The sequence below is a fragment of the Microbulbifer sp. 2205BS26-8 genome, from assembly GCF_030731025.1.
In the GTDB taxonomy this organism is placed as follows: domain Bacteria; phylum Pseudomonadota; class Gammaproteobacteria; order Pseudomonadales; family Cellvibrionaceae; genus Microbulbifer; species Microbulbifer spongiae.
The window spans coordinates 1-23,366 of the sequence record NZ_JAVAMR010000049.1 but is presented as its reverse complement, the minus strand read 5'-3'; the positions used below and the strand labels follow the sequence as shown (position 1 = coordinate 23,366).

20 protein-coding genes and 3 pseudogenes are annotated in these 23,366 nt (G+C 54.7%); 2 read left to right on the top strand and 21 right to left on the bottom strand.

Features of this window, described 5'->3' with window-relative positions:
- Window positions 1-251, top strand: a 251-nt coding sequence (locus tag Q5Y71_RS13920; protein WP_306042715.1) for a hypothetical protein, incomplete at its 5' end; no start/stop codon positions are given.
- A 103-nt stretch (window positions 252-354) separates the two neighbouring features.
- Here the strand turns inward: Q5Y71_RS13920 and moeB are convergent.
- The 4 genes and pseudogenes from moeB to Q5Y71_RS13900 form a co-directional block, all read right to left on the bottom strand.
- Window positions 355-1,524: a molybdopterin-synthase adenylyltransferase MoeB gene (gene moeB / locus Q5Y71_RS13915; RefSeq protein ID WP_306042714.1), complete on the bottom strand. Its 1,170-nt coding sequence runs from the start codon at window positions 1,522-1,524 to the stop codon at window positions 355-357.
- 9 nt (window positions 1,525-1,533) lie between these two features.
- Window positions 1,534-1,812 (bottom strand): MoaD/ThiS family protein, encoded by a 279-nt coding sequence (locus tag Q5Y71_RS13910; protein ID WP_306042713.1) that lies wholly within the window; start codon window positions 1,810-1,812, stop codon window positions 1,534-1,536.
- Window positions 1,813-1,909: 97 nt separating this feature from the next.
- Window positions 1,910-2,104 carry a hypothetical protein gene (locus Q5Y71_RS13905; protein ID WP_306042712.1) on the bottom strand — a complete coding sequence of 65 codons (195 nt, stop codon included), beginning with the start codon at window positions 2,102-2,104 and terminating at the stop codon, window positions 1,910-1,912.
- A 365-nt stretch (window positions 2,105-2,469) separates the two neighbouring features.
- Window positions 2,470-2,766, bottom strand: a pseudogene (locus tag Q5Y71_RS13900) (transposase); the annotation flags it as partial.
- Between the two features lie 115 nt (window positions 2,767-2,881).
- Between Q5Y71_RS13900 and Q5Y71_RS13895 the strand changes: the two are divergent.
- Window positions 2,882-3,293 (top strand): annotated as a pseudogene (locus Q5Y71_RS13895) (transposase); the annotation flags it as partial.
- A 41-nt stretch (window positions 3,294-3,334) separates the two neighbouring features.
- On the opposite strand, the pseudogene Q5Y71_RS13890 reads toward Q5Y71_RS13895, so the two are convergent.
- The 17 genes and pseudogenes from Q5Y71_RS13890 to Q5Y71_RS13810 form a co-directional block, all read right to left on the bottom strand.
- Window positions 3,335-4,343 (bottom strand): annotated as a pseudogene (locus Q5Y71_RS13890) (transposase).
- A 163-nt stretch (window positions 4,344-4,506) separates the two neighbouring features.
- Window positions 4,507-4,896 carry a transposase gene (locus tag Q5Y71_RS13885; RefSeq protein ID WP_306042711.1) on the bottom strand — a complete coding sequence of 130 codons (390 nt, stop codon included), beginning with the start codon at window positions 4,894-4,896 and terminating at the stop codon, window positions 4,507-4,509.
- Between the two features lie 84 nt (window positions 4,897-4,980).
- The gene (locus Q5Y71_RS13880; RefSeq protein ID WP_306042710.1) at window positions 4,981-5,124 is read right to left on the bottom strand and encodes a hypothetical protein; all 144 of its coding nucleotides are present in this window, start codon (window positions 5,122-5,124) and stop codon (window positions 4,981-4,983) included.
- A gap of 48 nt (window positions 5,125-5,172) precedes the next feature.
- Complete coding sequence (locus Q5Y71_RS13875; RefSeq protein ID WP_306042709.1) at window positions 5,173-6,231, bottom strand: efflux RND transporter periplasmic adaptor subunit; 1,059 nt, start codon at window positions 6,229-6,231, stop codon at window positions 5,173-5,175.
- The gene (locus Q5Y71_RS13870; protein ID WP_306042708.1) at window positions 6,221-7,579 is read right to left on the bottom strand and encodes a TfuA-like protein; all 1,359 of its coding nucleotides are present in this window, start codon (window positions 7,577-7,579) and stop codon (window positions 6,221-6,223) included. Before Q5Y71_RS13870 ends, Q5Y71_RS13875 begins: the two co-directional genes overlap by 11 nt.
- Window positions 7,576-8,817, bottom strand: coding sequence for a YcaO-like family protein (locus tag Q5Y71_RS13865; RefSeq protein ID WP_306042707.1), 1,242 nt, complete (start codon window positions 8,815-8,817; stop codon window positions 7,576-7,578). The genes Q5Y71_RS13870 and Q5Y71_RS13865 overlap by 4 nt, the downstream gene beginning before the upstream one ends.
- Before the next feature lie 9 nt (window positions 8,818-8,826).
- Window positions 8,827-10,017 carry an ABC transporter permease gene (locus Q5Y71_RS13860; RefSeq protein WP_306042706.1) on the bottom strand — a complete coding sequence of 397 codons (1,191 nt, stop codon included), beginning with the start codon at window positions 10,015-10,017 and terminating at the stop codon, window positions 8,827-8,829.
- On the bottom strand, window positions 10,017-11,180 hold the full coding sequence (locus Q5Y71_RS13855; RefSeq protein WP_306042705.1) for an ABC transporter permease: 1,164 nt from the start codon (window positions 11,178-11,180) through the stop codon (window positions 10,017-10,019). Before Q5Y71_RS13855 ends, Q5Y71_RS13860 begins: the two co-directional genes overlap by 1 nt.
- A 3-nt stretch (window positions 11,181-11,183) precedes the next feature.
- Window positions 11,184-11,918 (bottom strand): ABC transporter ATP-binding protein, encoded by a 735-nt coding sequence (locus tag Q5Y71_RS13850; protein ID WP_306042704.1) that lies wholly within the window; start codon window positions 11,916-11,918, stop codon window positions 11,184-11,186.
- A 68-nt stretch (window positions 11,919-11,986) separates the two neighbouring features.
- The gene (locus Q5Y71_RS13845; RefSeq protein WP_306042703.1) at window positions 11,987-14,533 is read right to left on the bottom strand and encodes a hypothetical protein; all 2,547 of its coding nucleotides are present in this window, start codon (window positions 14,531-14,533) and stop codon (window positions 11,987-11,989) included.
- A 10-nt stretch (window positions 14,534-14,543) separates the two neighbouring features.
- Window positions 14,544-15,578 (bottom strand): PqqD family peptide modification chaperone, encoded by a 1,035-nt coding sequence (locus tag Q5Y71_RS13840; protein WP_306042702.1) that lies wholly within the window; start codon window positions 15,576-15,578, stop codon window positions 14,544-14,546.
- The gene (locus Q5Y71_RS13835; protein ID WP_306042701.1) at window positions 15,568-17,973 is read right to left on the bottom strand and encodes a SagB family peptide dehydrogenase; all 2,406 of its coding nucleotides are present in this window, start codon (window positions 17,971-17,973) and stop codon (window positions 15,568-15,570) included. The genes Q5Y71_RS13840 and Q5Y71_RS13835 overlap by 11 nt, the downstream gene beginning before the upstream one ends.
- Window positions 17,970-18,593, bottom strand: coding sequence for a TOMM precursor leader peptide-binding protein (locus tag Q5Y71_RS13830; protein WP_306042700.1), 624 nt, complete (start codon window positions 18,591-18,593; stop codon window positions 17,970-17,972). The genes Q5Y71_RS13835 and Q5Y71_RS13830 overlap by 4 nt, the downstream gene beginning before the upstream one ends.
- Before the next feature lie 3 nt (window positions 18,594-18,596).
- Window positions 18,597-19,940, bottom strand: coding sequence for a YcaO-like family protein (locus Q5Y71_RS13825; RefSeq protein WP_306042699.1), 1,344 nt, complete (start codon window positions 19,938-19,940; stop codon window positions 18,597-18,599).
- 19 nt (window positions 19,941-19,959) lie between these two features.
- Window positions 19,960-20,883: a lantibiotic dehydratase C-terminal domain-containing protein gene (locus Q5Y71_RS13820; protein WP_306042698.1), complete on the bottom strand. Its 924-nt coding sequence runs from the start codon at window positions 20,881-20,883 to the stop codon at window positions 19,960-19,962.
- A gap of 38 nt (window positions 20,884-20,921) precedes the next feature.
- Complete coding sequence (locus Q5Y71_RS13815) at window positions 20,922-22,025, bottom strand: ABC transporter permease (protein ID WP_306042697.1); 1,104 nt, start codon at window positions 22,023-22,025, stop codon at window positions 20,922-20,924.
- The gene (locus Q5Y71_RS13810; protein ID WP_306042696.1) at window positions 22,025-22,993 is read right to left on the bottom strand and encodes an ABC transporter ATP-binding protein; all 969 of its coding nucleotides are present in this window, start codon (window positions 22,991-22,993) and stop codon (window positions 22,025-22,027) included. The genes Q5Y71_RS13815 and Q5Y71_RS13810 overlap by 1 nt, the downstream gene beginning before the upstream one ends.
- Between the last annotated feature and the right edge of the window lie 373 nt (window positions 22,994-23,366).

Below are 23,366 nucleotides of genomic sequence, written 5' to 3'. Positions count from 1 at the left end.
AGTATGGATCATGGGGTTTATCCTTGGTTTTGGTTTCAGGTTTCGTCACCTTCATCAAAACCGGTAAACCCCCCCTTTTCAAGGAGATGTGTCAGATTTGGTCTGAACTAATACACATACAGGGATCGCGTCGCGCACCTGGATGGCCATGTCAAGTACTTTTTCGTGTTTTTTATGTATTTTCTGTCCTGCTGTATCGCAGCGAAACTGGTGCCCTGGACGGTACTGCGCGCCGACTGAAAAAAGTTTAAATATCTTTTGCACGCGCGCTTATGAGGCCAAATATACGTGTCAGTGCTGGAATTTTATCGCGTTAAACTCTTTTTCAGCCGGACACCGTTGATAGTGGAGCTGTTAGTTCTCGCTTTCCAAGGCCAGACTCCAGGCGTCGAACCCCCCATCCAGGCTGGCTACATTGTCAAAACCATGCTGCTGCAGAAGAGATACCGCTTTTGCTGAGCGTCTGCCACTCTGGCAATAGCAGACAAGTCGTCCATCCCGTGGCAGCCGATCCATAGCTTTCGGCAAGTCATCGAGAGTGAGGAGATGGGGATCAGCTATCTTCCCCAAAGTAGTTTCCTTCGAACTGCGCACATCCACAAGAGTGATCGGCTCACGCTTATGGAATAACCCTTTCAAAGATGACACGGTGATAATCGGTACCGCCTCTTTGTTCTCATCTCGATCTCTAGTGACCCATAGTGCTTCATAGGCGGAAGTGCCTCCATGTTTCGCTCCCTCCGAGCAAATCGGGCAGCGTTCATCTGCCACTATTTCATAGTCCGCAAACTGTACATTCATTGCATCGATGCTCAGCATGCGGCCAATGAGCGGATCTCCGTATCCCAGTAGGAGTTTTAGCGCCTCGTTCGCCTGCAATGAGCCTACAATGCCGGGCAATACCCCGAGTACGCCCCCCTCCGCACAGGAGGGGGCCAGCTCCTCCGGTGGCGGCTCCGGAAACAGGCAGCGATAGCAGGGGCCGCGACTAGGCCAGAATACGGATAACTGGCCTTCGTAACGAAAAATAGAGGCGCTGACATTAGGCTTGCCCAACAAAACGCAGGTGTCATTGATCAAATAGCGGCTGGTGAAATTATCTGTGGCATCCACCACCACATCATAGCCGCTAAAAATATCGCGTGCATTTTCCAGCTTCAGTCGTGTGGCAAATTTGTTTAGGGCTATATGGGGATTCAGTGCGTGGATTCTTTCACAAGCTACGTCTAGCTTACTGCGGCCGATGTCCTGGGAACTAAAAAGCACCTGCCTGTGCAAATTACTCGGCTCTATGTTATCGAATTCAACTACTCCCAGTGTCCCCACACCGGCAGCGCCCAGATATGAGAGCACAGGGGCACCCAGACCTCCGGCGCCCACCACCAGCACACGGGCGGCTTTTAAGACCTGCTGACCGTCAAGACCCACCTCATCGAGAATCATTTGGCGGCTGTAATGAGTCCGCTCAGCCCGGCTGAGTGAATTAGATGTACTTCCCGCTACGCGCCTTTTATCAGACTTCACCAATTGTACCTATCCCCCGGCCACCGCCGGCAACAATGCTATATTGTCCCCCGCATACAGCGGCGTCTTTTCCATCTGCAGGGAGCGTATATCCTTGCGATTAACAAATAGGCCTATATAAGAGAAAAGCTCCCCACTATCAGTGAACAAGTAAGGACGCAAAAGCGGATTTTTAGCCACCAGAAGATCGAGGGCTTCGCGTACCGTGGCTGCCCTATCGAGCTTCACGCGACGCTCATTGTCAACGAAACGTCGCATGGAACTTGGTATCTCAATGGTAATAGGCATAGTATTTTCTTTTATAAAACTGCACCGGATAGCAAAACGCTTCCGGTGCAGATTCTACCATAGTAACCACAGATAGCTTTAAATAGCTAACCCGATGTTACTTAAGTTGCTGAGAGGCACCGGTGCTCACTACAGAGCCCACACTGGAGAAGGATCCAGTGCAGGTGCAGCAGCTAGCGGAGCTGGCGGAGCTCAGGCAGTCAGAAACCAGTTGTACCTGCTCTGGAAGCTCTTCCGCAAAAAGATCCAAGGCGTCTTCTTTGTTAGAAATATCAAAAGCGTGATTCAACATAATAAAGTCTCTTTTGTTAGAATAATGCAGAGCACACAGATGTGCTGCTGCAAAACGCATGAAAACAACAAACTTATTTATCGTCAACTGTTAAATTTAAATTTTAAAAATCGATATTTGAATGTCTCCAAAAGGCTCTCTATTGCAAACCTTTAACAAAAAATCGACATTTGAATGTCGATAATACCCCCTTCATCTATTGCCATATTTGCGCAGGATTCACTATGTCAAAAACTCTGTGTCTCTCTTTTCCGCGCAAAAATTGAGTCATACAAAATTCCATAGATGAGCATTCGCTACTTCTCCCCTCAAACCACTCTGATCAGCCCCGAGTTATTGTCAATTCTGGGGTTCAACAGGCTTGGTCATGCAGCGCTTTGGTCAACGGTTGATACCTCTTCTCCATCTTTGAATTTCACTCCGGTGATGACCTTGGCAAGGTAGTCAAAGCCCCGGAGCTTTCTCCACTTTTCTTCTGCACACATTCCCAGCTTGAACACCATGTGTAGCATTCCTTCTCTCGACAGGCAGCCTTTCGAGCGCTTGGTCCGGTGTCGTATTGTCCCGAACGTCGACTCGATCGGGTTCGTTGTCCGGATGCTCTGTCAGTGCTTTGCCGGGAAATCGTAGAAGCTCATCAGCTCTTTGTGATCCTTTAGCAGGCTGTTGAAATCTGGAAGTATTATTTGGAAAAATTTTCTAGCAAGCCAAAAAATTCGAAAAAAGCTGCTTTTTTCTATTTTGAATGATGTGATCAATATTCAAGTGAATCATGTATCTCTCGGTTCTACCGCTGTAAAGGTGCATCCAAATGGTACAGGTGCATTAAAAAAACGGTCCTCAATCTATCGGCAAATCACGAGGAGGCTGGACCACCAAAATTCACATGGTCGCAGCGGGTCCCTCCCAATCAGGCCATAGCCTTTTCCCTTTCTCCAGGGCAAGCGGGTGATGCACCTAAAGATCGAAAGTTGCTGAAAACACTGGAAAACTGCGCTTGGGGGGGCACTAAAGTGATCATGGATAAAGCCTATGAGGCGATGAAACCAGACAGTTGGTGTTTGACCTTGGCATGAAACCCGTGGTGCCGCCCAAAAGTAACAGGCTAAGCGTTTGGGAATATGACCGAAAAGTGTACAAAAAACGAAATGAAGTAGAGAGACTGTTTCGACGATTCAAGAGTTTCAGAGAGAGTGTAAATAATTCTGTGTAACCGCTCCTGCCAGTTGCTTATTGGTAGTCGGCGAGTGGACCACTGAACTCGATCATAAAGCGGTTTAGAGCTGGCTTCCAGTTACGGATTGGCATCGTCCACTTTTTTGAAGCAGCCTGCATAGCCAGGTACACCACCTTCATCGCGGCGTCGTCAGTAGGGAACACCTTGCGCTGCTTCGTGGCCTTGCGAATGACGCTGTTCAGAGACTCAATCGTGCGGATCTCCGGCGGATACTCAAACAGCGTAATCAAGTTTGGCCAGTGCGTGGCCCAAGACTTGCTAATCTGCGGGTAGGTGTCACCCCACTTCTCCGCGAAACGGTCTCGCTCCACCTGTGCAGCCGCTTCTGTGACCGCAGTATAGATTTCCTTCAGGTCAGCCGTAACCGCCTTGTAGTCCTTCCAGGAGACGTATTTCAGCGAGTTCCGCACCATGTGCACGATGCACAACTGAACCTTAGCCTCAGGGTATTCTGCAGCAATGGCTTCTGGAAAGCCTTTTAGCCCGTCTACACAGGCGATCAGGATATCTTCCAGACCGCGGTTCTTCAGTTCGGTGAGCACGGACAACCAGAACTTGCTTTGTGACCTTGGATACCAGGGCTGCAGAGACGTCGGCACCGTACATCTCTTTGAAGGCGTCGACGATGTCGCGGGTGCTCATGCCTCGTGCATACAGCGCGAGGATCTGGTCGTCCATCTGCGTTAAGCGGGTCTGCCTCTTGCGGACAAATTGGGGCTCGAAGGTACCTGCACGATCGCGGGGAGTGTTGATCTCCACATCCCCATGCTGGCCTTTTAGGCGCTTGGAACTGGTGCCGTTGCGGCTATTGCCGGAGTCGCGTCCGACGGAGTCGTGCTTGCTATAGCCGAGGTGCTCTTCAAGCTCAGCACTCAAGGCAGCCTCAACCGTCATCTTTACGAGCTTCTGGGTGAGGGTGTTGAGGTCAGCCTCGGACTTGATGCCCTTGGCCAGTTCGGTGGCATGCGCTTGCAGCTGCTGTTCGAAACCCTGATTATTCATGGTTTTGCTCATGGTATTCTCCGGTTCAGAGTACGGAGGCATGAGCAGTTACACAATTTAATTTACACTCTCGTGTGAACAGGCCCTAGTTTATGCCTGGACTTCGGGTTTCTACCATCATTGAACTTTAAAATAAGCAAACTCCATGCAATAAATTCCAGCATCAATCAACCTTCCCTACATCAAAAGCACTGTCGGGGCGGCGACCACTCAATCCGAAGTGACAACCTGCATCGCCAAAAACAGGCAGTCCTGTTTCCAAATCACGCTTCAGCTGGGCAAAAACTCTGTCCCAAATTCCTTTTTCTTCCCAACGTTTATAGCGCTTATGCACACTTTTATATTGGCCAAATCTTTCTGGAAGCTGTTTCCAGAGTGAACCTGTACTCAGCACCCAGAGCACCGCATTAACGAAATTGCGATTATCCGCTCCCGTGCGTCCTGGATCCTCGGCCTTTCCTGGCAACAATGACCTTATGGCTTCCCACTGCTTTTCAGTTAACTGTGTCTCCTTACCAAAAGACCAATTGGGGTCTATATGCAGCTTTCTCATTTTTAGCGTCCACCACCCAAAAAAATATCTTTATGCTGTCTTTTTTTTATTTTTAGTATATTTTTAATTTAAATCAAATTCAGGTTATTTCCTGTTGAATGCAATGTGCAATGCAAATCCAACCCCAAGGCCAATAGCGATAGAAACTCCCATATTACCGATGACTGCCCCCATGGCAACGCCTATACCTATACCAATTGCCAATCCCGCCCAATTTTTGTTTTTCATAAAACGTCTCCTAAATATTATTGCAGCCCAATAAATAGTACCCAACCATTAAGAATTGTTTTTTTCACTACCAGGGGAAGACAAAAAATCAAGATCAATACGCATCCCTGGAATCAAACGATGGCCGCCACCTTGCAAGCCCACACGCACTTTAATTGCGGCAGTATTGCGCTCCACCATTGGCGTAATCCCCAGGACTTTACCGCTAAAACTCTCATCTGGATACGCCACTGTAGTGACACTAACCTTCTGCCCCTCCCGAAGGCGGTCGATATACTGTTCGCTAATATTTATTTCCCCTTCGATGGAGTCCAGGTCCACCAGGGTGCAGATTCCCGTACGGGTATAGCCACCTCCAGCGGAGATAGGGGATACGATTTCTCCCACATGCGCTGTCACCTGGGTCACTACTCCGTCAAAGGGCGCCAATATCTGTGTATTGCTCAGCTGCTGTCGCTCTATTTCAAACTGTTTTTCCGCGGCTTGAATCAAAGTCCTATCAGAGGCTAGCTGGGCCTTTAGAATGTCGACCTTATAGCTGGCAGCATCTAATTCCTCAGGACTAACAAATTTATCCTCGGCCAGTTTGCGGTAGCGAGCCAGGCTTGCTCCCGCCTCGGCGAGGCGGGCCTTGCTGACCACAGCAACTTTGCGCGCCGACTCGACGTTTACCCGGGCATAATCCACCCTGGCCTGGGCGACCCTTGGATCCAGCTCCGCCAATAGCTGCCCCTTTTCCACAGTGGCCCCTTCCCGGACATGGATCTTTACAAGTCTACCCGTCACATCGGCGGAAACCGTCGCCTGCCGCCGGGCAACCACAAAGCCGGAGGCCTGCAATACCCGCTCACCCGTATCCGACTCTGGCTCTGCTATAGGATCTGTTTCGGCGATGACCGCCACCCCAGGCTCCAAATCCTCTGGCGAGGGTACGACCGACGTCTGCGCCGACAACTGCCACCAGAGTGCGATACCGGCGGCAGCGGATGCGGCTATTAGTAGCCACAGACGCCAGCGCGAACCAGAATCCCGAGCCTTTGTTTCAACCGGCATGGCCAGGCTGTCGAGTAGATGCTGCTTGTCCGAAGCTTCCGAGTCAGTGTTCACAAGCAGTACTCCGGGTGAAGAGATATTCTGCGATCAACTCCGAAAGGAATTGACGGGGTGAAGTAAACCCCAGCTCCACGATATGCTTTTCCAGATCCCCATTTGCAATAGATCCGAAATGTTCCTGGTACCAGGCCATGACGTCCTGTGTAGATTCAACGTCGCTGTCTTCCGGTACCTCAATGCCCATATCCCGCAATGCCCGCCATTTGGATTCCACTCGCTCCCGGACCTGGCCGTAGCTTCCATCGAGCTTTAACACACTGATCAGGCGCTGATCGACCGGTCCGCTGTAGCGCTCTTCGAGCAAGCGCAGCCGCTCTTCTGCAGCTGCCAACTCCAGACACTCCTCCCGGTCAACGCCCTCCGCACTCATCCAGTCCGCCAGCTGTCTCGACGATGCCAGACCCCGCTCCTGTCGAAAGCGCGTCAGCGACCGCTTCGCATCCACCGCAGAGACCTGCAGCCTCTGTACCTCTCGCTCCGCCAGAAACAACAACAGTGCCTGGCGTCGCAGCTTCTCTCGTGTGGGCCCCACCAGCCGCAAGTGGTGGATCATACGCTCGCGAGAAGCCAAGTCCTGCCCAGTTCCCCGTGCTTTGACTTCAGTGCGCTCACTACACAAGCGCTCCCAAAATATGGTGGGCTCGAAATCAAAGGCCGCATCAGGAGGGGGACGCTTCGCACTGGTCCATTGCGCTGCCGCAGTCAGAGTGGCAATGGCATCTTCGCGCTTGAGATCGGGTTTTGTTTCCTCTAGATACTGTCTCAGCGCATCAATTTGCGCGCTGGTCAGCCCAAGCTTTGGCCCTTGCTGGTAAAACAGTTGCCAAGAGCGCTCCGGGTAGTGGGCACTTTTGGCGCAACTTAACAATTTTCGCTGGGTGTGTTCGTCTATCGCTCCACTACGCACTGCGCCCAACAGGCCATGACGAATATTTACCATGGCATCGGAACGACTCATGAAGCCAGCTTCCTCGGAAAGGTGGGCCACCGCCACTTCGTCGTCATCTTCCAGATCGCCATTGACATACTGTTGAAAAACCGCCCCTACCCCGAACATACCAAAGGTATGCAGTTCCGCAGCGCGCAACGCCCCCATACTGGCGCCACCAAAAACAGCAATTTTCTGGGACAGCGCATAGAGTATCTCTTTGTGCCACACCGCCGGTGTCTGCTCGAAGTACCCGTCGATAATCACGATGGCGCTCGGCCCTTGCTCTGCGGCGACGAACACATCTCCCATGCGACAGGGTGGCCGGAACTCGGCCTGGATTCCCGCTACGGCAACAATCTCACTCGCCTTGGCGCGCTCCAAGCTGGGACCGAGAAACACCACTAGATTCATTGGAACCCCCGCTGCAGCAGTTTTTGTGCGCGCGGCCCCGGACGGTAAACTGCAGTGCGTACCGCTTCCAATCCCGGCACCACCACCTTAACCACCGGAATATCCACGTCCTTTCTACGCAAATCCACCGCCAGCGCATGCTCTATGCCAACCGCGCGCAGGCGTTCGAGCACCGTGGCGAGATCCTGTTCAAAATTGTCGCCCAGGGGAAATTCGCTTTGTCGCAACGCCAGAGCCGGCGCAGGTTCTCGCCAGTCGCGTATCAGCCGCGCATGTGCATCGCGCCCTCCGGCATCGCGGTAGTCGCGGGGAAACATGTCGTCACGACTGCCGGAGATCATGGTCACCCGGCTCTGAATTGCCTCGTGAATGGCGCGCGACAGTGCTATCTCCGATTGCAAATGGGTACCGTGACCGGACACAGCGGCTACCGGACGCCACAATGGCGAGTCCGGATTTTCTGCCAGAGTGCAGGTAAAAGTCGGCAGTCCCAAGTCGCTGGTAATATCCCAAGCCGCCAACACCACACCCCTGTCATTCAATACTTGGATGATTTCTGCAAGGTGCGGATCGTATATGCTGGTCAGGTCCAATTGCCGGGATTTGCGCAGTGTCTCCGGCTGGAGTTCCCACAGCGTCAGGGCATCCCGCTCCACGACCTCTAATAGGCCGTGCAATAACGCTTCTAACAAATGATTCCCCGACGCCAGGCCGTTGGTGCTTTTGAGAAAAATCGGCCGATAATCCGGCTGCTCGACAAAATTATTGGACACAGTTTCAAACGGCAGCAACAGTCGCTCGCCGCTGAACAGATCTTCGCCCTCTATCCAATCGATAGGCCGGTTGGCGTCCCAACTGGCATCGGAGCGCAGCGCCAGCAACTGCGGGTCCGGCATTGGTCCCTGTGACACCAATTCGCGGTAGGAAGCCGACCATAAAGGGCCGGAAATATGCTCACCGTGCCAGGACTCAATGGCCTCCATCATTGCCGAGGCTTTGGCTGCGGCAAGTGTTTCGCCCTTGCCCTGCGTGGTGGCCAGGGCCCGGGCATTGGGCCTAATCGCCACACAGACCGGCAACCCGATACGATCCAACCCGGTAACATTGGCAATGCGGGTAATTCCCAATTGGGGCAGAAATCGCCCATAATCCTCCAGGGTTTCCTCCGGCGCGCGGGTGCGGTGGGTTCCCTGCAAATGACCTTTGCGCGCACTCCAACACTGCCCAAACACTTTCATCGCCAAACCTCACCTGTGGATTCCAAGCGCGTGGGCCGCCGGCAGGCGCGTGACGCTCAACGCAGGCCACAGACCGCCAATTACCCCAATCAATACTGCGGCGGCAATCGCCTGCAATAAAATCCCCGCGGTCACCTCAAACGCGAATACAACCTGAGCAAAGTCCTTTGAATAGAACAGGGTGGAGGACAGGTGGCCATCGAAGAATGCATAAGCCAGTGCACTGCCCAGTACACCACCCAGCAGCGACAATGCCACCGATTCCAGCAGTACCGATAAGGTCATAGCGCGCTCCTCCAGGCCCAGGGCGATCATGGTGGCAATTTCGCGCGCACGAGCCGTGGTGGATGCATAACCGGCATTGAGGGCTACAAACACCGCCGCCAACCCCATAAGAAATGAAATTGAAAAACCCAAGGTCTTGACAAACCCATTCATTTGCTGGGCTTGCTGGCTGTAGTAATCCTCTTCAGTTTCAACCTGTACGTCGAGCCGCGGATCCTTCTCCAACGCGGTTCTGAAAGCGGCAATACCCCGCGCCTCTGCAAGTCGCACGACTACCAGCTGCACCTGTTCACCGCGCTGATAAGCGGATTGCAAAGTGCTGATATCGGTCCACAACTCCGACTCGGCGACCCCCCCATCGGCCTCGAACACGCCCACTACCGTCCACTTGCCATCCGCAATGGGGATTTGCGCCCCGAGCGACAGGCTTTGGAAGCGTTGCGTCGCACGGCGCCCAACCAGCAACTCGCGCATGCCACTTTTCGGCTTGCGCCCTTCGACCAGACGCCAACGGGGGCGGAGCTGATAGGAGGCCTCCTCCACTCCCCGCAAAGCAATATTGTTGCTATCCCCGTCCTCTTCCACACTGGCGATGGCGTAGACCTCGGCGGCCGCCCGCGGCCTCCCCTGGGCATCTTTGGCAACCGCTGTCGCATTGCGTATCAACCGTGCCTGCTCTCCAGTGAGGCTGCTCTCCAGCTCCGATCGCGCCCCTGCGCGCATAATCAACAGATTATCGGCATCGCCGCTTAACTGCAGAGTCCGCTCGTAGCCGGCGGCGATGGATAGCAGTACCACGAAAACCCCGACCACCGACGCGGTGCCGATCACAGTGTTGATGACCGGCCAGCAGCGCAGTTGCAAACCGCGCAAGGCCACCTGTAAAGCCACCCGGCATTGATTGAGCAACCCCATCACACAGCCTCCCTCAGGGCACTCACTATCTCCCCTCGCGCGGCCCGCCACGCCGGTACCAAGGCCACCAGCAGCGCCAATACCAGCATCAGCGCTAACCCCAGCGCACAGTCCTGCCACGACAGGTGCAGCGATCCGAGCAGCTGCTCGGTACGGCCGGCAATCTCCGGTATGAGCGCCGCGGCGATCAAAAGGCCGAGGCAACCACCAAATAAAAGAATCACCAGGCTTTCCCCCAGCACCATACCGAATATGCGCAAATCGCTATAGCCAAGTGTTTTGAGCACACCGATATCCGAGAAGCGCTCGCGCACCGATTGCGCCATGGTATTGGCGGTGACCAGTACCACGGTCCAGAAAACCAGTAATAAGGCAATGCTGATCATAGCGCCGAAGTCCCCCACTTGACGCAAAAAACTTTGAGCAAACATTTTTTCCGTGGTAGTAGTGGTCTGGGCCGGGCGGTTGGCAAACATCGCATCAATGGTATTGGAGATACGATCGGCATTGCGGGCATCGTCGATGCGCACCGCATACCAGCCTACGGTGCCCTGGCCCGTAGCGCGCACACGATCAAAATAGTCGTAATCAATCACCATTGAATTGGTATCGCCATCGGCAGCGCTACTATCAAAGATCGCCGCTATTTCAAAGGTCCATACTGAGCTGCCGTCAGCGCGCGGATAGATTTTTGAGTAAACCGGCACCAGATCCCCGACTTTCCAACCGAACTTCTGCGCCAGTTCACGCCCTATCGCAACACCAGCGGGGGTTTTTAACCAATGAGCATGATCCTTGGGGTTGCGAAACACCACTTCATCCACCATTGCGTCGAATTGGTCAGCATCGGTAACGATGGTGGCGATCTGATTGGACGGTTCGCGATAAAAGGCACCGAAGAAGGTGAAGTGACCTACCAGCTGCACACCCTCGACATCCCGTAACTGCTCGTCGTAGCTCAATGGCAAGGGGCGCAGCAGGGATGTCTTGTTGGTGACGATCAAGCGATCTGCGTCGGCAAATTCCAACCTCGAGTTGAAGACCCTTTCCAGGGGAAGTAACAAACCGAACAACAGGAAGGCGACGACCACCGAGCCGATGGTAAAAACCGCGCGGGGCTTTTTGTGGAACACGTTACTCAGAGTCAGGCGAAACAAAGTCATGGTTCAACGGTAGTCGGGCTTGGTGAAATGAACGATGCGATGCGCGCTCTCGGCGCTGTCCCTGTCGTGGGTCGCCATCAGCACCGTCTTGCCGCGCTGGCGATTGAGTCGATGCAATATCTCCATAATATTTTCTCCACTCTCCCGATCCAGGTCGCCCGTGGGTTCGTCACACATCAATACCTTCGGATCGGTGATCAGCGCCCGGGCGATGGCTACACGCTGCTGTTGGCCACCGGACAATTCACTCGGTTTATGTTGAGCGCGGTGAGTGAGATCCATCAATTGCAGCGCATTGGCAACCCGTCTCGCGCGCTCCGACGCCGGCAGTGAATGGATCAACAACGGCAGCTCGACATTTTGCGCCGCGGTAAGCGCCGGCAGCAGGTTATAGAACTGAAAAATAAAGCCGACGCTGCGCGCGCGCCAGCGTGCCAACTGAGCCCGGTCAAAACGCCCAATATTCTCCCCCGCCACCTCTATCGAGCCGGCACTGGCGCGATCCAGGCCACCGATCAGATTCAACAAGGTACTCTTGCCTGAACCGGAAGCACCCATAAAGGCTACGAATTCACCCTCGCCCACCTCTAGATCGAAATTGCGCAGCACTGGAACGGTAATTTTGCCGCGCTGATAATCCTTGCTCACATTGCGTAAAGTCACGGCGGACACTGCAGGTGCGCTCTCCCCAGTGGGAGTGGTTGGCGCTTCGTGATCGATAGCCGGAGTTTGATTCATCGTTGATGTCCTGCTTGCAGGTTACTTGAAACGGCTGCGCATCAGCGCAACGCCCCTTGCGACCGGTTTTAGGATTGCGCACTGGGATCGGCCCTGACGACCATCTCCAACTGCACTTCGGAAACATGTCGCCGATCCTCGACTTCAAGCCAAAGTGAATCGGCATCCGGCAGTGGTTCGCTGAGCTGCACCCAATCGCTCTTTTCCGCAGTGCGCTCCAGCATGTGCAACCAGAAGGGGTTGCGTAGATCCACCCACATCGGCTTGCGATTTGCACTGAGAACATCCGCGGGAATCAAGCCGCTACGCTCCGGCGGTATAAATCTCTGTGCGAATACCACCGGAGGGATACCATGTCGATCACACTCCCGTCTGACCTTCAACAGTCGCTCGCTCTGGCAGCCGTTGAACCACTCCCGCTTCAGATATTCGCTGGATATCCACCAGGTGGCACGGCGCAATACCAATGAGCCCTCGGTCAGTCGGGACTCGAAAGTGACGCTATCGGCATCCCGAAGCGGCGGCGGGCGAAAATCTGGGCGACCCAACAGATAGGGCTGGGTCAAAATCGACAAGGCGTAACGCACACCCCAAATAGGTGAGGGGAAAGTAGCCCCCAAATACACTAGGCTGACCGGAGTGCCGTCGGTATCGCACAATTCCAGCAAGCCGCTGTCGCCGTTGTAACTCAAGCGCAACGAAGAGGCTTCCAGCACCCGCTCGGGGTCCAGCAACAACGGCTCACCGGGCCAACGCAGCACACGGCGGGTCAGGGGTGCGTGGGCCTGCAAGTCGTTGCACTGACCACTCAATACCAGATCCACCGGCTCGCGTGGATGGTGTACACGGCGCAGCCACTCGGAAAGCTTATCTCTCAACAAGCGCTGTTCGGCCTGTTCGCCGGGGGAATAGCGTGCCGCCAGCCAACCGGCGCCATCAAAAACCCGGTTGACCACCATCAGCGGCTCGCTACCCTCGCCGCCCGCGGCAATTTGCAATTGTGCTGTCACCGGAATGGCGGCGCCCGCCGGTGCTTTCGCTGCTGGTGTTTGCTCAAGGTCAGCGCCGAATTCGGGAATATCGATTAACTTGTCGCCGACCCGTAACAAAAAACCCACCAGGTCATCACAAACACCTTCCTCCCCATACTCGCGCAGAAAATGGTCGCGCAACCGTGCATAGTAGGGAGATACGACAACTTGACGACTGAGAAAAGCCTGTAGGTCGTCCAGAGGTCGCAACAGTTTCGCCCCCATGCTTCCCTTGATGCCGGACAACCAGCAGTCCTCCAAGACCATATTCTGCAGCGAATCGGCGGAGCCATCCCCTAGTGCCTGCAATATCTGCGATTCTTTGTCGCGAATAAAATCGAAAGCGCGGCTTCGTGTATCACCCTCCGCGACGGCAATCCTGTCGGCGGTGTCGGCCATGTCTTTAAGCAGCGGGACCTGCTCCCGCAACAGCGGCGACTCACTGTCGCGCCACAGATTGGCCAAGCGGACATGGGGTGCCTGATCGAACGCATCGAATAATGGTGGTGGCATCAACACGTTGCGCTGCAGCAGCTTGGTCACTACCTGCTTGGCCTGTTCTTCGTTCAAACCGACAGCCGTCAGACGCACGCACCAGTTGTGGAAAAAATCCTCCTCCGGGCTGGCGGTCAGGACATTGACAATACGCGGGTCCAAACGAAAATGTGCCAGTCGCTGTTCCAGCCAGGGGCGACCAATCAGGACAATTTCACGATCGCACAGCGCTTGCATGCGCCCGGCCTGGCTGTCGGCAAAAGTGGGGTTCAGGCGTAATTTAATATCCCCACAGCCGGCGGCCTCCTGCATCCCGGAGCGGTAAAATCGCGAAAAAATACCGCGGTTAAGCCCGGTACGACTGATGTATTGCGCCCGCACTGCACTGGGATAGTCACTCTCCGAGGCGGGATCCACAGCCACCACCGAAAGGGCCATAAAGCTGGAAAAGGGACTGGTTTTGGCCGCCGCCCGGTTCATATAACCGAGCAGTGAACGCTCGAGGTTATTGGGCCTCGGGGGTGTTGGCAGGCGTTCCTCGGTCATAGCGCTACTGGCAACCCGATTGCTGGCGAACGCCAGAGCGCGGCGGAAGGTGGCCAGTGTCATGGGTTGACGCAAACCCGGGCGCAGGTGACTCTGGATCTCCGCCAAGAGTCCCGGCTCAAGTGCATCGCTGGCACGCTTCAGCTGTGCCTGGCTGTCGAGCCACTCCCGCAACCACTTTGCTCCAGCGGCATCCAGGCGCTGACTTATCTCGGTACAGTCTACTTCCTGGGTCTTGGTCGGTCGGCCATTGTGAACATCCCGGCGCAACCCCAGTACCTTGCGGCGAAACTTCGCATCATCCGGGTCTATGCCTGGCACCATAGCGTGCAGAGCATCTTCGAGTGGACACCGACACTCTTCCATCCGCACTTCGGCGGCCAATATGCTTTCAATACATGCTTCGGTTTTCGGCAACCGCAAAGCTTCCAGCATCTCATAGGGTACAGCGGCAACTCTCAACAAACAGAAAGGCGCTATATCCTGAACCTTTAGGGGTTCGCAGACGGTTACCTGCGCGGTTAGCGGTTGTTGCTTGCTCACCGAAAGCTCCTCAATGCATCCACCAGAAATACAACAACACCAAACTCCCCTGCAGATGCACAGAGGCCGCAATACGATAGATTGCCACCGTCTTGGGGTCGGACAGGCGCCCGCGCCGGCGCGACAATGCCGATACCCGTGCCAGTTCGTCGTCCAACAAGGCCTCCAGCATATGGCTGCCGTCGCTTGGGGTCAGGGGATTGGTATCCAGGTAAAGAAACAGCACCGCCAGCAAAAATAACGTGGTCAAAAATCCCACCGTCGGCTCATCGGGGCCCAGCAGCCACAGTCCCCAGGCCGCAGCACCGGCCGCGATCAGATTGATGGCGGGCCCCGCCGCCGGCACCCAGAACCGCTGGCGACGGCCCCGAATGCGGTAGGTCTGGTTGGTCTCGACATAGGGACCAGGAACAAACCAGTTGTGTATCATAATGCCCGCCGCCCCCACCGGCACTCCGGCCAAACGGCAGGCGACGGCGTGGGCCGCTTCATGCAGGGGAGCAACCAGCAGCGCGAATATCGCCAAGCCCCAGCCGTTGAACTCTGTAGCTAGCTGGCGCGGATGGGGCAATGCCCCTGAGAAAATCAGCACCAGTAACCCGCACAGCGCAGACAGCAAGATTCCATACCAAAGTGCGCGACCCAACCAGTCCGGCAATGCCTTTATTCCGCGCGCCACCAGCGCCGCCGCCGGGTCCAGTTCAAACAGTTTTAAACGCGGTGTTCGACGCCGCTTCACCGCCGGGCGGGCATCGTTTTCAAGCAAACCGCTTTTTTGCAGCTGCTGCAGAAAGGCGCTCAGCTTGGTTCCCAAAGATGCCGCCTGGGGATAGCGGTCACGAAGTTTTTGCGTCAACTCATCAAATGATGCCCCTGCGGCCAGTAGCGGCATCAACTCTTCCGCTACCGGGCTGACCCGCACGGCGGTACCGTCGTGCGGCGATATCAACACGATTGAGCCCTTGCGCACGACCTTGGCCACCCCATCGCGAATACGATATTGAGCCGGCACGGCAGTTGGCTGAGAGATACCGTCAGCCAACATCGGCATATCCCAATGACAAACCAAACAAGGGGCAGTCCCGATAACGGTCAATCGAAAACAATTCCCCCCAGCCATCTTCGCTCAAGCCACCCCAGGGGCAACCCGTCAAGCCATAGCTAGTGGCCGCCAGCAAGGTCCGTGCAACCACTGCGCCGGCTCGGCCAATCAACTCGCGGTAGCCCCGCGCGCCCTGCTCCGATACTGCCTGTTGAAAATCCCCGGTGACAAACAAAACCACAGGTGCACGCGCCAGGTTTCGCTGCAGGATGGCCGCATCGAGTGCCTCAGCGGCAACTCCGCTGCGCTGCTTAACCCACTCATTTCCCTGTGGGTCCCAAGCATAAATATCGACACTCGGATCTGCACCGCCGGCGTTTACCGCGGCCCAGAGTCGCAACCGCAACGGCAAGCCCCCACTGCGGCCCAGCCAGTCATTGGTACCAATCGCCAAATCGGCCAAGCGATTCAAAAGTGGCATTGGCAGGGGTTGTGAGGCAAAGCGGCGCGCTGAGCGGCGTTCCAGGAAAAGTTGATCCAAACGCGACAAAATTGCCTGTGGGCCCCCGGCACCCAAGGGGGCCCATTCACACCGCGCTTCTGCGTGGTCAACACCTGCCCGCAGTGGTGCATTGGCTTGGCTGGCCAATTCGATCAAGCTATCGACGTTTTGGTGTGCTCGCAGTAGACCTGGCCCCTGCTCGCCGGTGGGAACCCCAACACCGAGCACAAAGGTCACCATATTGCGCCCACCCACCACCGGCAGGCCAAGGGTTTGGGCCAGTACCTGGTCGCGGGCATCTGCATACTCGACAAACGGCAGGCCCATGGCATCCATCAGCTCGTAGAGGTAAACACGTACAAAGCCTGCATCCAGGCTGGCGAAGCGAAAGGCAAAATCCCCATACTTCTGCCGCAATTTACCCAAGGAGCCGACACCGACAAGTAACAATGGCGGCAGATCCCGCTCGCGCAGCCCCAGGGCTCCGGCAATCAATGGCGGCGACATTCCGCGCAATCGGTCCAGGCGGTGCGCCCAGGCGTAATAGTGATAAACCCCGGGTTCAAGCCCCGGAACATCGCGCACCAAGACGAAAATTTCCGCAGAGCCGAGTCCGCCGGCAGATGGGGCAACACGGCGTTGCCCGCCATCCGACTGGGGCTGATAGCCCACCGAGAGGCGCAGCAAGCTGGACAGTGTGTCAATATCGGCATGCCCTGCCCCAGTGGCGCCGCGCAACCAGCTCGGCGCCGCTTCCAGCGAAAGTCCCTCTGGCAGCGCCTTTGGCAGGGCTCCATAGTAGGGTTCCGGAGACTCTTGCGTGATCAGCAGGTTGCCTGCCGCATAGTGCATCTGGTAGTCCCGTGGACTCAGCAGATCCCGCGGCGGCATGGTGTTGGCGGCATTGTGCAGCAGCCATACCTGGCCGTGCTCTTCATCCAGCCGCGGAGTGCATTCGGCCAATCCACAACTGGCACAACCCGGCAACCTTGCCAGCTGCACTTCGCGGTAGGCGGCACCAGATTCATCACCTTGATGTATGTGGCACACATTGTATAAATTCGGTCGGCCCAGACGGCTCAGCAAATGAAATGCCTGCAGCGCCAGGTTGGCCACCCAGAAACCCTGCCCCTGTGCAGGCACTCCACTGGGGGCGGCATGCAAACTGCGCAGGCAGTCGTAACAGGCGGATTTACCGGGAATAAAGAGCGGCCCTATTTCCACTGCGCCATTTCCAAGATGGGCGTGTAAAACCCGGACACCCTGCTCCTGCGCCGTATTGAGCCAAAGTGCCCGCTGCGATTCTGGAGTCTCGCCAGTAAACAGTGCCACTACCAGATCAATGCCCTGCAATTGCTCCGGATCCTGCGCGCGACGAATTTCCTTCAGACCTAGATCTGCCAGTGCAACGGACAGGGTTTCGAGTGCTGAGCTCTGTCCCACCAGGCAAACGCGTTTGTCCGCGAGCCTCGCCAAGACTTCACCCCGGTTGCGGTTGGCCCGGGTAACATCGATATAGCGCCCGGCAAAGGCCGCCAGTTCCTCTTGCTCACCCGCCGGCTCAGCCCCCAATCCATCTTCCAGCAGGCCGCGACTGTAGAGTAAGGCAATAGCGTCACGCAGGGACTTCTTTGGTATCTGGGGGAAATCCCGGCTCAGTGCCGCCAGATCACGGGTGCCATCAAGTCGCGCGAGCAATTTTGGAATAAATCCGCGTGCGCCCCGACCACTCAATACCTGAGTGCCGTGCACGCCTTCGAACAGCAGGCCGGTTTGCCTGTAGGAAATCATCAGCACTTCCGGCGGGAAACGTGGGTATTGTGGTAATTGCAGTTCCGGGTCGGAGGCAAAACTGTTGCCGATACTGTCGGCAGACTGGCTCAACGCAACACTCATCCGAGCATCCTCTCTATTTCGGGCACCATGTGCTGCACAAACCGCTCCCCGGTACGGGCAGGTTTTGCCGGCCGACAGCGGGGGCACTCGTGGATACCCATGACACCGGATTTCAACACTGCACCACTCAGTACATCCACCAGGCGCAATCGGCCAGCTTCCCCGTCTGCCGCCACGGCGTCGTCCGCCAGAGCTTGGGCAGCGACTTCCACCAACGGACCGATACTGCCTGTGGGCCCCAGGGCTGAATCGCGCTCATAGGCCTCGTTCAACACCTGCTCTCGCTCCGGTGATTTGTGATGTGTCAGCCAGCGCTTGCGGTAACACTGATAGCAGGCACCATTGCCAGGGTTTACCAAAGGGCCGCAAGTCAATCTTTGCGCGTGGATCTCGGCCAGCGACCAACGCACCCCAAAGCGAAAACATAAGTCGTCTATCAGAGTGCAACTCTGCACATAGGGGCGCCAGGTGGCCACTGCGACAAAATCGGCTCGCTGGATGAGCAACTCAAGGTGTTCGCGCTCCTGGGGAAGTGGCACCGCCTCGGCATCGCAAAGCTGTGCCAAACGCTGTCCCACGCGAATGCCGAACTGGCCTGCTGTCAGTACGATCATCGACATGCCTTATGCGAAAGGTTGAGGAATCGGGTTGATAGTCTCTTCGGTAAGCGCACCGTAGCCAGCATGACGCGGGTACTCATACAGACGGGGATGTCCAAGGAAACGACCCCTCTGTACCGAACTCATCGGCATCAGCCCGGGAATCACCACCCTCACAACCCAAATACCCAGCTCGCGCAACTCGTCGGTGGTCAGGTCTACCGCGACCACTTCCATACCCATTGCCTTCAGGCGATCAAGCAAAAAGCGCAACTGCCCCTGTTCATCAGCGGGGGCGTCCACCTGGATATCCGACAGAGACTTGCGGTTGGGAGTCTCCAACAAGAAATTAAAGGCGTGGCGCCATTCGGGCTTGCCTAGATGGTGTGCACCATCGTAGAGGGAGCGAAAATCTTCGACATTGTCTGGAACATCTTTGACATTACTCAGCACGGCACGGGCCGGTGCCGCTTCGCGAATAATTTTTGCGCAGGCTTCCGCAGCATTGAATCCGACCGCACAATTCACATACTGAGCCACTTGTGGATGCCCGTCGAGTAATTGGACCGCGTAGATAGTGGGTATACCCACGTCCGTTGTGGCATCAAAAAAGTGCTGTTGCACCAGGCCATTGCGCAGCACCCTATGGTTGTCCACCAACTCGACGGGCAGAGGTTCGGACATTTCGATGCGCGGTAGCGGCAATTTGGCCAGCCAGGTCATAGCGATGGCATCACGTTCAATCACTTCACAAATTGCCGAGACCAGCGCAGCTTCCAGTCGCACGTGTGCCGCGCAGCCGGTAGAAATTTCCTGCCAAAACCTCTCTTTGGGAGCCGGCTTTAAGTACAGGTGGGCCATGACTGAGGGCACCATGCGCTCACAGCGTCCGGTCAGAGAGTAACCCCTGGTCCAGCGGATAGCGGCATGCTTGTCGGCAGGGACATAGGGGCACTTGGGGTCCGCATACTCTTTTTCAGAGCAGCGTGGCAGAGTGTCCAAATCAAGCGCCAATTCACCGAGTTCCCTGGCACTGGCGAAAACGAAGTCCTCTTCCCGGTAGGCCATATTTGCATAGCGCTCTCCACCTTCCATAACCGCACGCAGCCAGGCCAGCTCGGGATCGACATCGGCTCCGGCGCCGCCCAATGGCTCATTGAACGCATCAAGCCCGTTGGGCAAAGATACATGAGGGAAAATGTGGGTTAAATTGTCTAGATTGGAAACGGCAATTTCAAAATCTGGCGCAGTATGTTCTCCTACCAAACGCGTGACGCCGGAAAGTATTCCTCCCGTAGGCAGCAACAGTTTTGCTGCAGGATATTTTCTTCGCAGATAATCTTCTGACAGATCCAAAGCCAAATTCATAGTTGCGTCCCCAGTCGGACTAAGCCCGATCCCGCGCCCGCTGTTCTAGCAAAGTGGCCATATACGCCTCTTCCAGCGATGCGATACCCAGTCGGTTATTCATTAAATGGATAAAATTGAAAGCGAGCACTTCGGTATTCGCATCCAGATCCGCACGCAGCTCATGGTAACGCGCAGCGGCGCTATCCAACACGTCGCGCCACTTTTTCACGTAACCGAGCTGCGACTCTTTCAATTGCGTCTCATCGGGCACTACAACTACACCCTGCTCCGCGAGTTCCTCTCCTTTACGGAAAAATTTGTCCCGCCAATCACCCGCTGCCGGAGAGTTGCCTCCCAGCCAATAAAAGCTGTACTCACGCCAAAACACGACAGCATCGCCTTCGGATAGAAAGGCGTTGAAGCACTCACTCATTAACAGAGGAATTAAATCCTTGCGGGAATAAAAACCCTGAACTTCATCCGAGAGGATATTGCAGGCAATTTCAGAGGAAACCTGAAAAACTGCTTCGGCTATCTTAACGCCAAGCTCTCCACCGAACTTATCTGTTTCGGGCTCATAGACATCTGAAACTATTCGCACGTCGTTATGGCCACCGGGCACCTTTCCTTCCTCTATTGCCTCATCATAGCCAACCGGCACAACCATTGGATAGTAGTTACTAGGCAGCAGATCGTGCAAGGCATTGAGTAGAGTTGCGCAGCGATGGTTGAGCTCTTTCTTGAGGTCTTCCTCACGAGCCTGAGGTAACACGCGCAGGCGTATATGAACCCCTTGGTCGTCGAAATAACGGATATAAAACCAACTTTCAACCGCTTCCATTTGCGACACCACTTGCTCAAGTTTGACTAGCAATTGATCCATCCTGTCAATTGCCTGCCCCAAATACAGCTTAAAATAAATCCATTTCGCCGGTGCGATTGCATTCAGACGATTACTCACGCTATTTCCTCGCGGCCTTTCAAGTTGATAAAATGCCCTTAAATGGCAACTTCTTTTTTTGAACTTTGGCGCGCTTGCATGTCGAAGCGAAAAGTTCGAATCGCTATCGTCAAGGCCAGAGCCGACCAGCCAAGCAGCGCACACATATCCAGCCATAAAGGCCAAATGCCGGAGCTGTTATTAATTATCTGCCGGAACGCATCTGCCAAATAGCTTACCGGCATAAAATGCGCCACCAGTGATAAGCCCCAGTTGTCACTGGGATCGGAGAAGATATTGCCGGCAAATAGCATGGCGAAATTAGCAATCATCACTGCGGCCATGCCACTTTCCAGATTTGTCGCCATACCGGCCAGTGCGTAGCCCATGCAAATCAACATGATCGCACCCAGCAGCGCCACACCCATAACGGAAACCCATTGCATTGCAGTCAATTCCACTACAAACATGCCCGCTATCAGCAGTACCGACACTTGCAAGAAAGCCACCATAAGGCGAAAGCAGATCTGACTGATCAACAACTCGTGCACACCAAGAGGGGTCAATAGGAGATGGCGCAGCGTGCCGCGCTCCCTCGCGCGCAAAATTGGTGTGGCAGTGGCAAATAATCCCAGCTGTAAAAGTGCCATTGCCAGCATACCCGGGAACATAAAAGAGAACTCCGAGTTCACTTCATCAGTTAACACCTCGGTATGAAACTGATAGGTTGGCTCTCCCTCCCGCTCGATGTTTTGAAGTTTGGCAAGTGCAGCTTGGACAACGATACGCGCAAAACCCTCGTAACTCTGACCAACAAGCAAATCGATCTCACCACCTGCCGACAGCCCCTCTGCTGGCAATATCAAAACTGCCTGCAACTTTCCCTCTTTGAGCTCCGTTTCCGCTTGACCTTTATCGATCGATCGCACGGACAGATGTTCTGAAGCCAAACTTTCTACGAGACCAAATGCGGATGGATTCTTGTGCGAGTCCACCAAGCCGAATTCGAAATTAAAAGTAGGGGATACCAAACTGGAAACGATCAAGACAACCAGAAAAAACATTGGGAATAGAAAACTAAAGAAAACCGAACCAAAATCTCGACGAAATTCTTTCAAGTGAACGGCAAAGAGCTTTCGCACACGAAGCATCGAAATTTCCATTAGTTGCGAATTCCCCTGCCCGTTAGCTGTATAAAAACGTCCTCCAGGGACTGCTTGTCAACCCGGATATCCTCTACCTCAAGTTCGCCTCGACTTTGTCTGGAAATCAACTCGGAAACGAGACCGTTGGCACTAGTTGTGTGCACACGCCATTGGGCACTGGAAAATGTCTCGCGTATTTTAATTGCTGAATCGTTGAGAAATTGCAAGTTGGAACTTTTCGGAGACACAAACTCGACAACACGCTCGGGACAGAATTGCTCTACCAGAGAGGCTGGCTCGCCCTCGACCAGCACTTTCCCGTGGTCAAGCACCATGACCCGATCACAAAACCTTTGTGCCTCTTCCATTTGGTGAGTTGTAATCAAAATAGTGGCATTTCTACGTTCCCGCTGCCGATTTAAGACGGCCCATACCGCCCGGCGCGCCTGGGGATCCAGCTGGGACGTAGGTTCATCGAGAAAAATCAGCTCGGGGTCGCCGATCAAAGCAAGTGCAATGGTAACGCGCTGTTGCTGACCGCCGGAAAGGTGCTTGATTCGCGTATCACATTTTTCACGAAGGCCAAGCTCATCGATCAATCTGTCTACAGATTGAGAGTTCGGAAACAAATTTGCATGTAGTGATAGCAGTTCTTCAACAGTAAGCAGTGGTGGCAATACGGAATTTTGTGCGGAAATACCCATTCGGTATCGGAGCTTTTTTATTTTCTCAGCGTCATGAACATCCTGACCCAAAATCTGCACACGCCCGGCGTCGGCGAGACGAAGGCCCTCCAGAATTTCAATCAGTGTAGTTTTTCCAGCTCCATTAGGTCCCAAAACAGCGACAATTTCGCCGTTTTTTATCTGCAAATCTACTCCCGTAAGCGCATCGGTATAAGACCCCTCCTTACCGTAACGCTTACGTACTTCCTTTGCAAAGACTGGGATCTGCCCCGCTTTGCTTTTTTTCTTATCAAACTGCATCGCTACTCACAATCTTATTATCTTGGCTCTTGGGAACAATTTATTCTCATGAGTTAACGGGACGGCTCGGGCACTTGCATAAAGGCTTTTTCGTCTGATGAGGATTCAGGAGCCCGCCTTTCTGTTTACAAGATGTAAAAACTTGCGGGGTTAGTTTAGCACACAATTTTGCTCAAAAAACGGGCCACTCCCCGCTGTGAGGGCTTCTTGACATTACATATGACCACCCAAATCCACCTCCACCGGATTGTTCAAAGCGATCTTACCAGATCCTAAGCGAGAATTCTATACCCAAAGAGTTTGAGATTTAGCAGGCTGTTGAAATCCGAAAGGATTATTTGGAAACATTTTCTAGCAAGCCAAAAGACTTGGG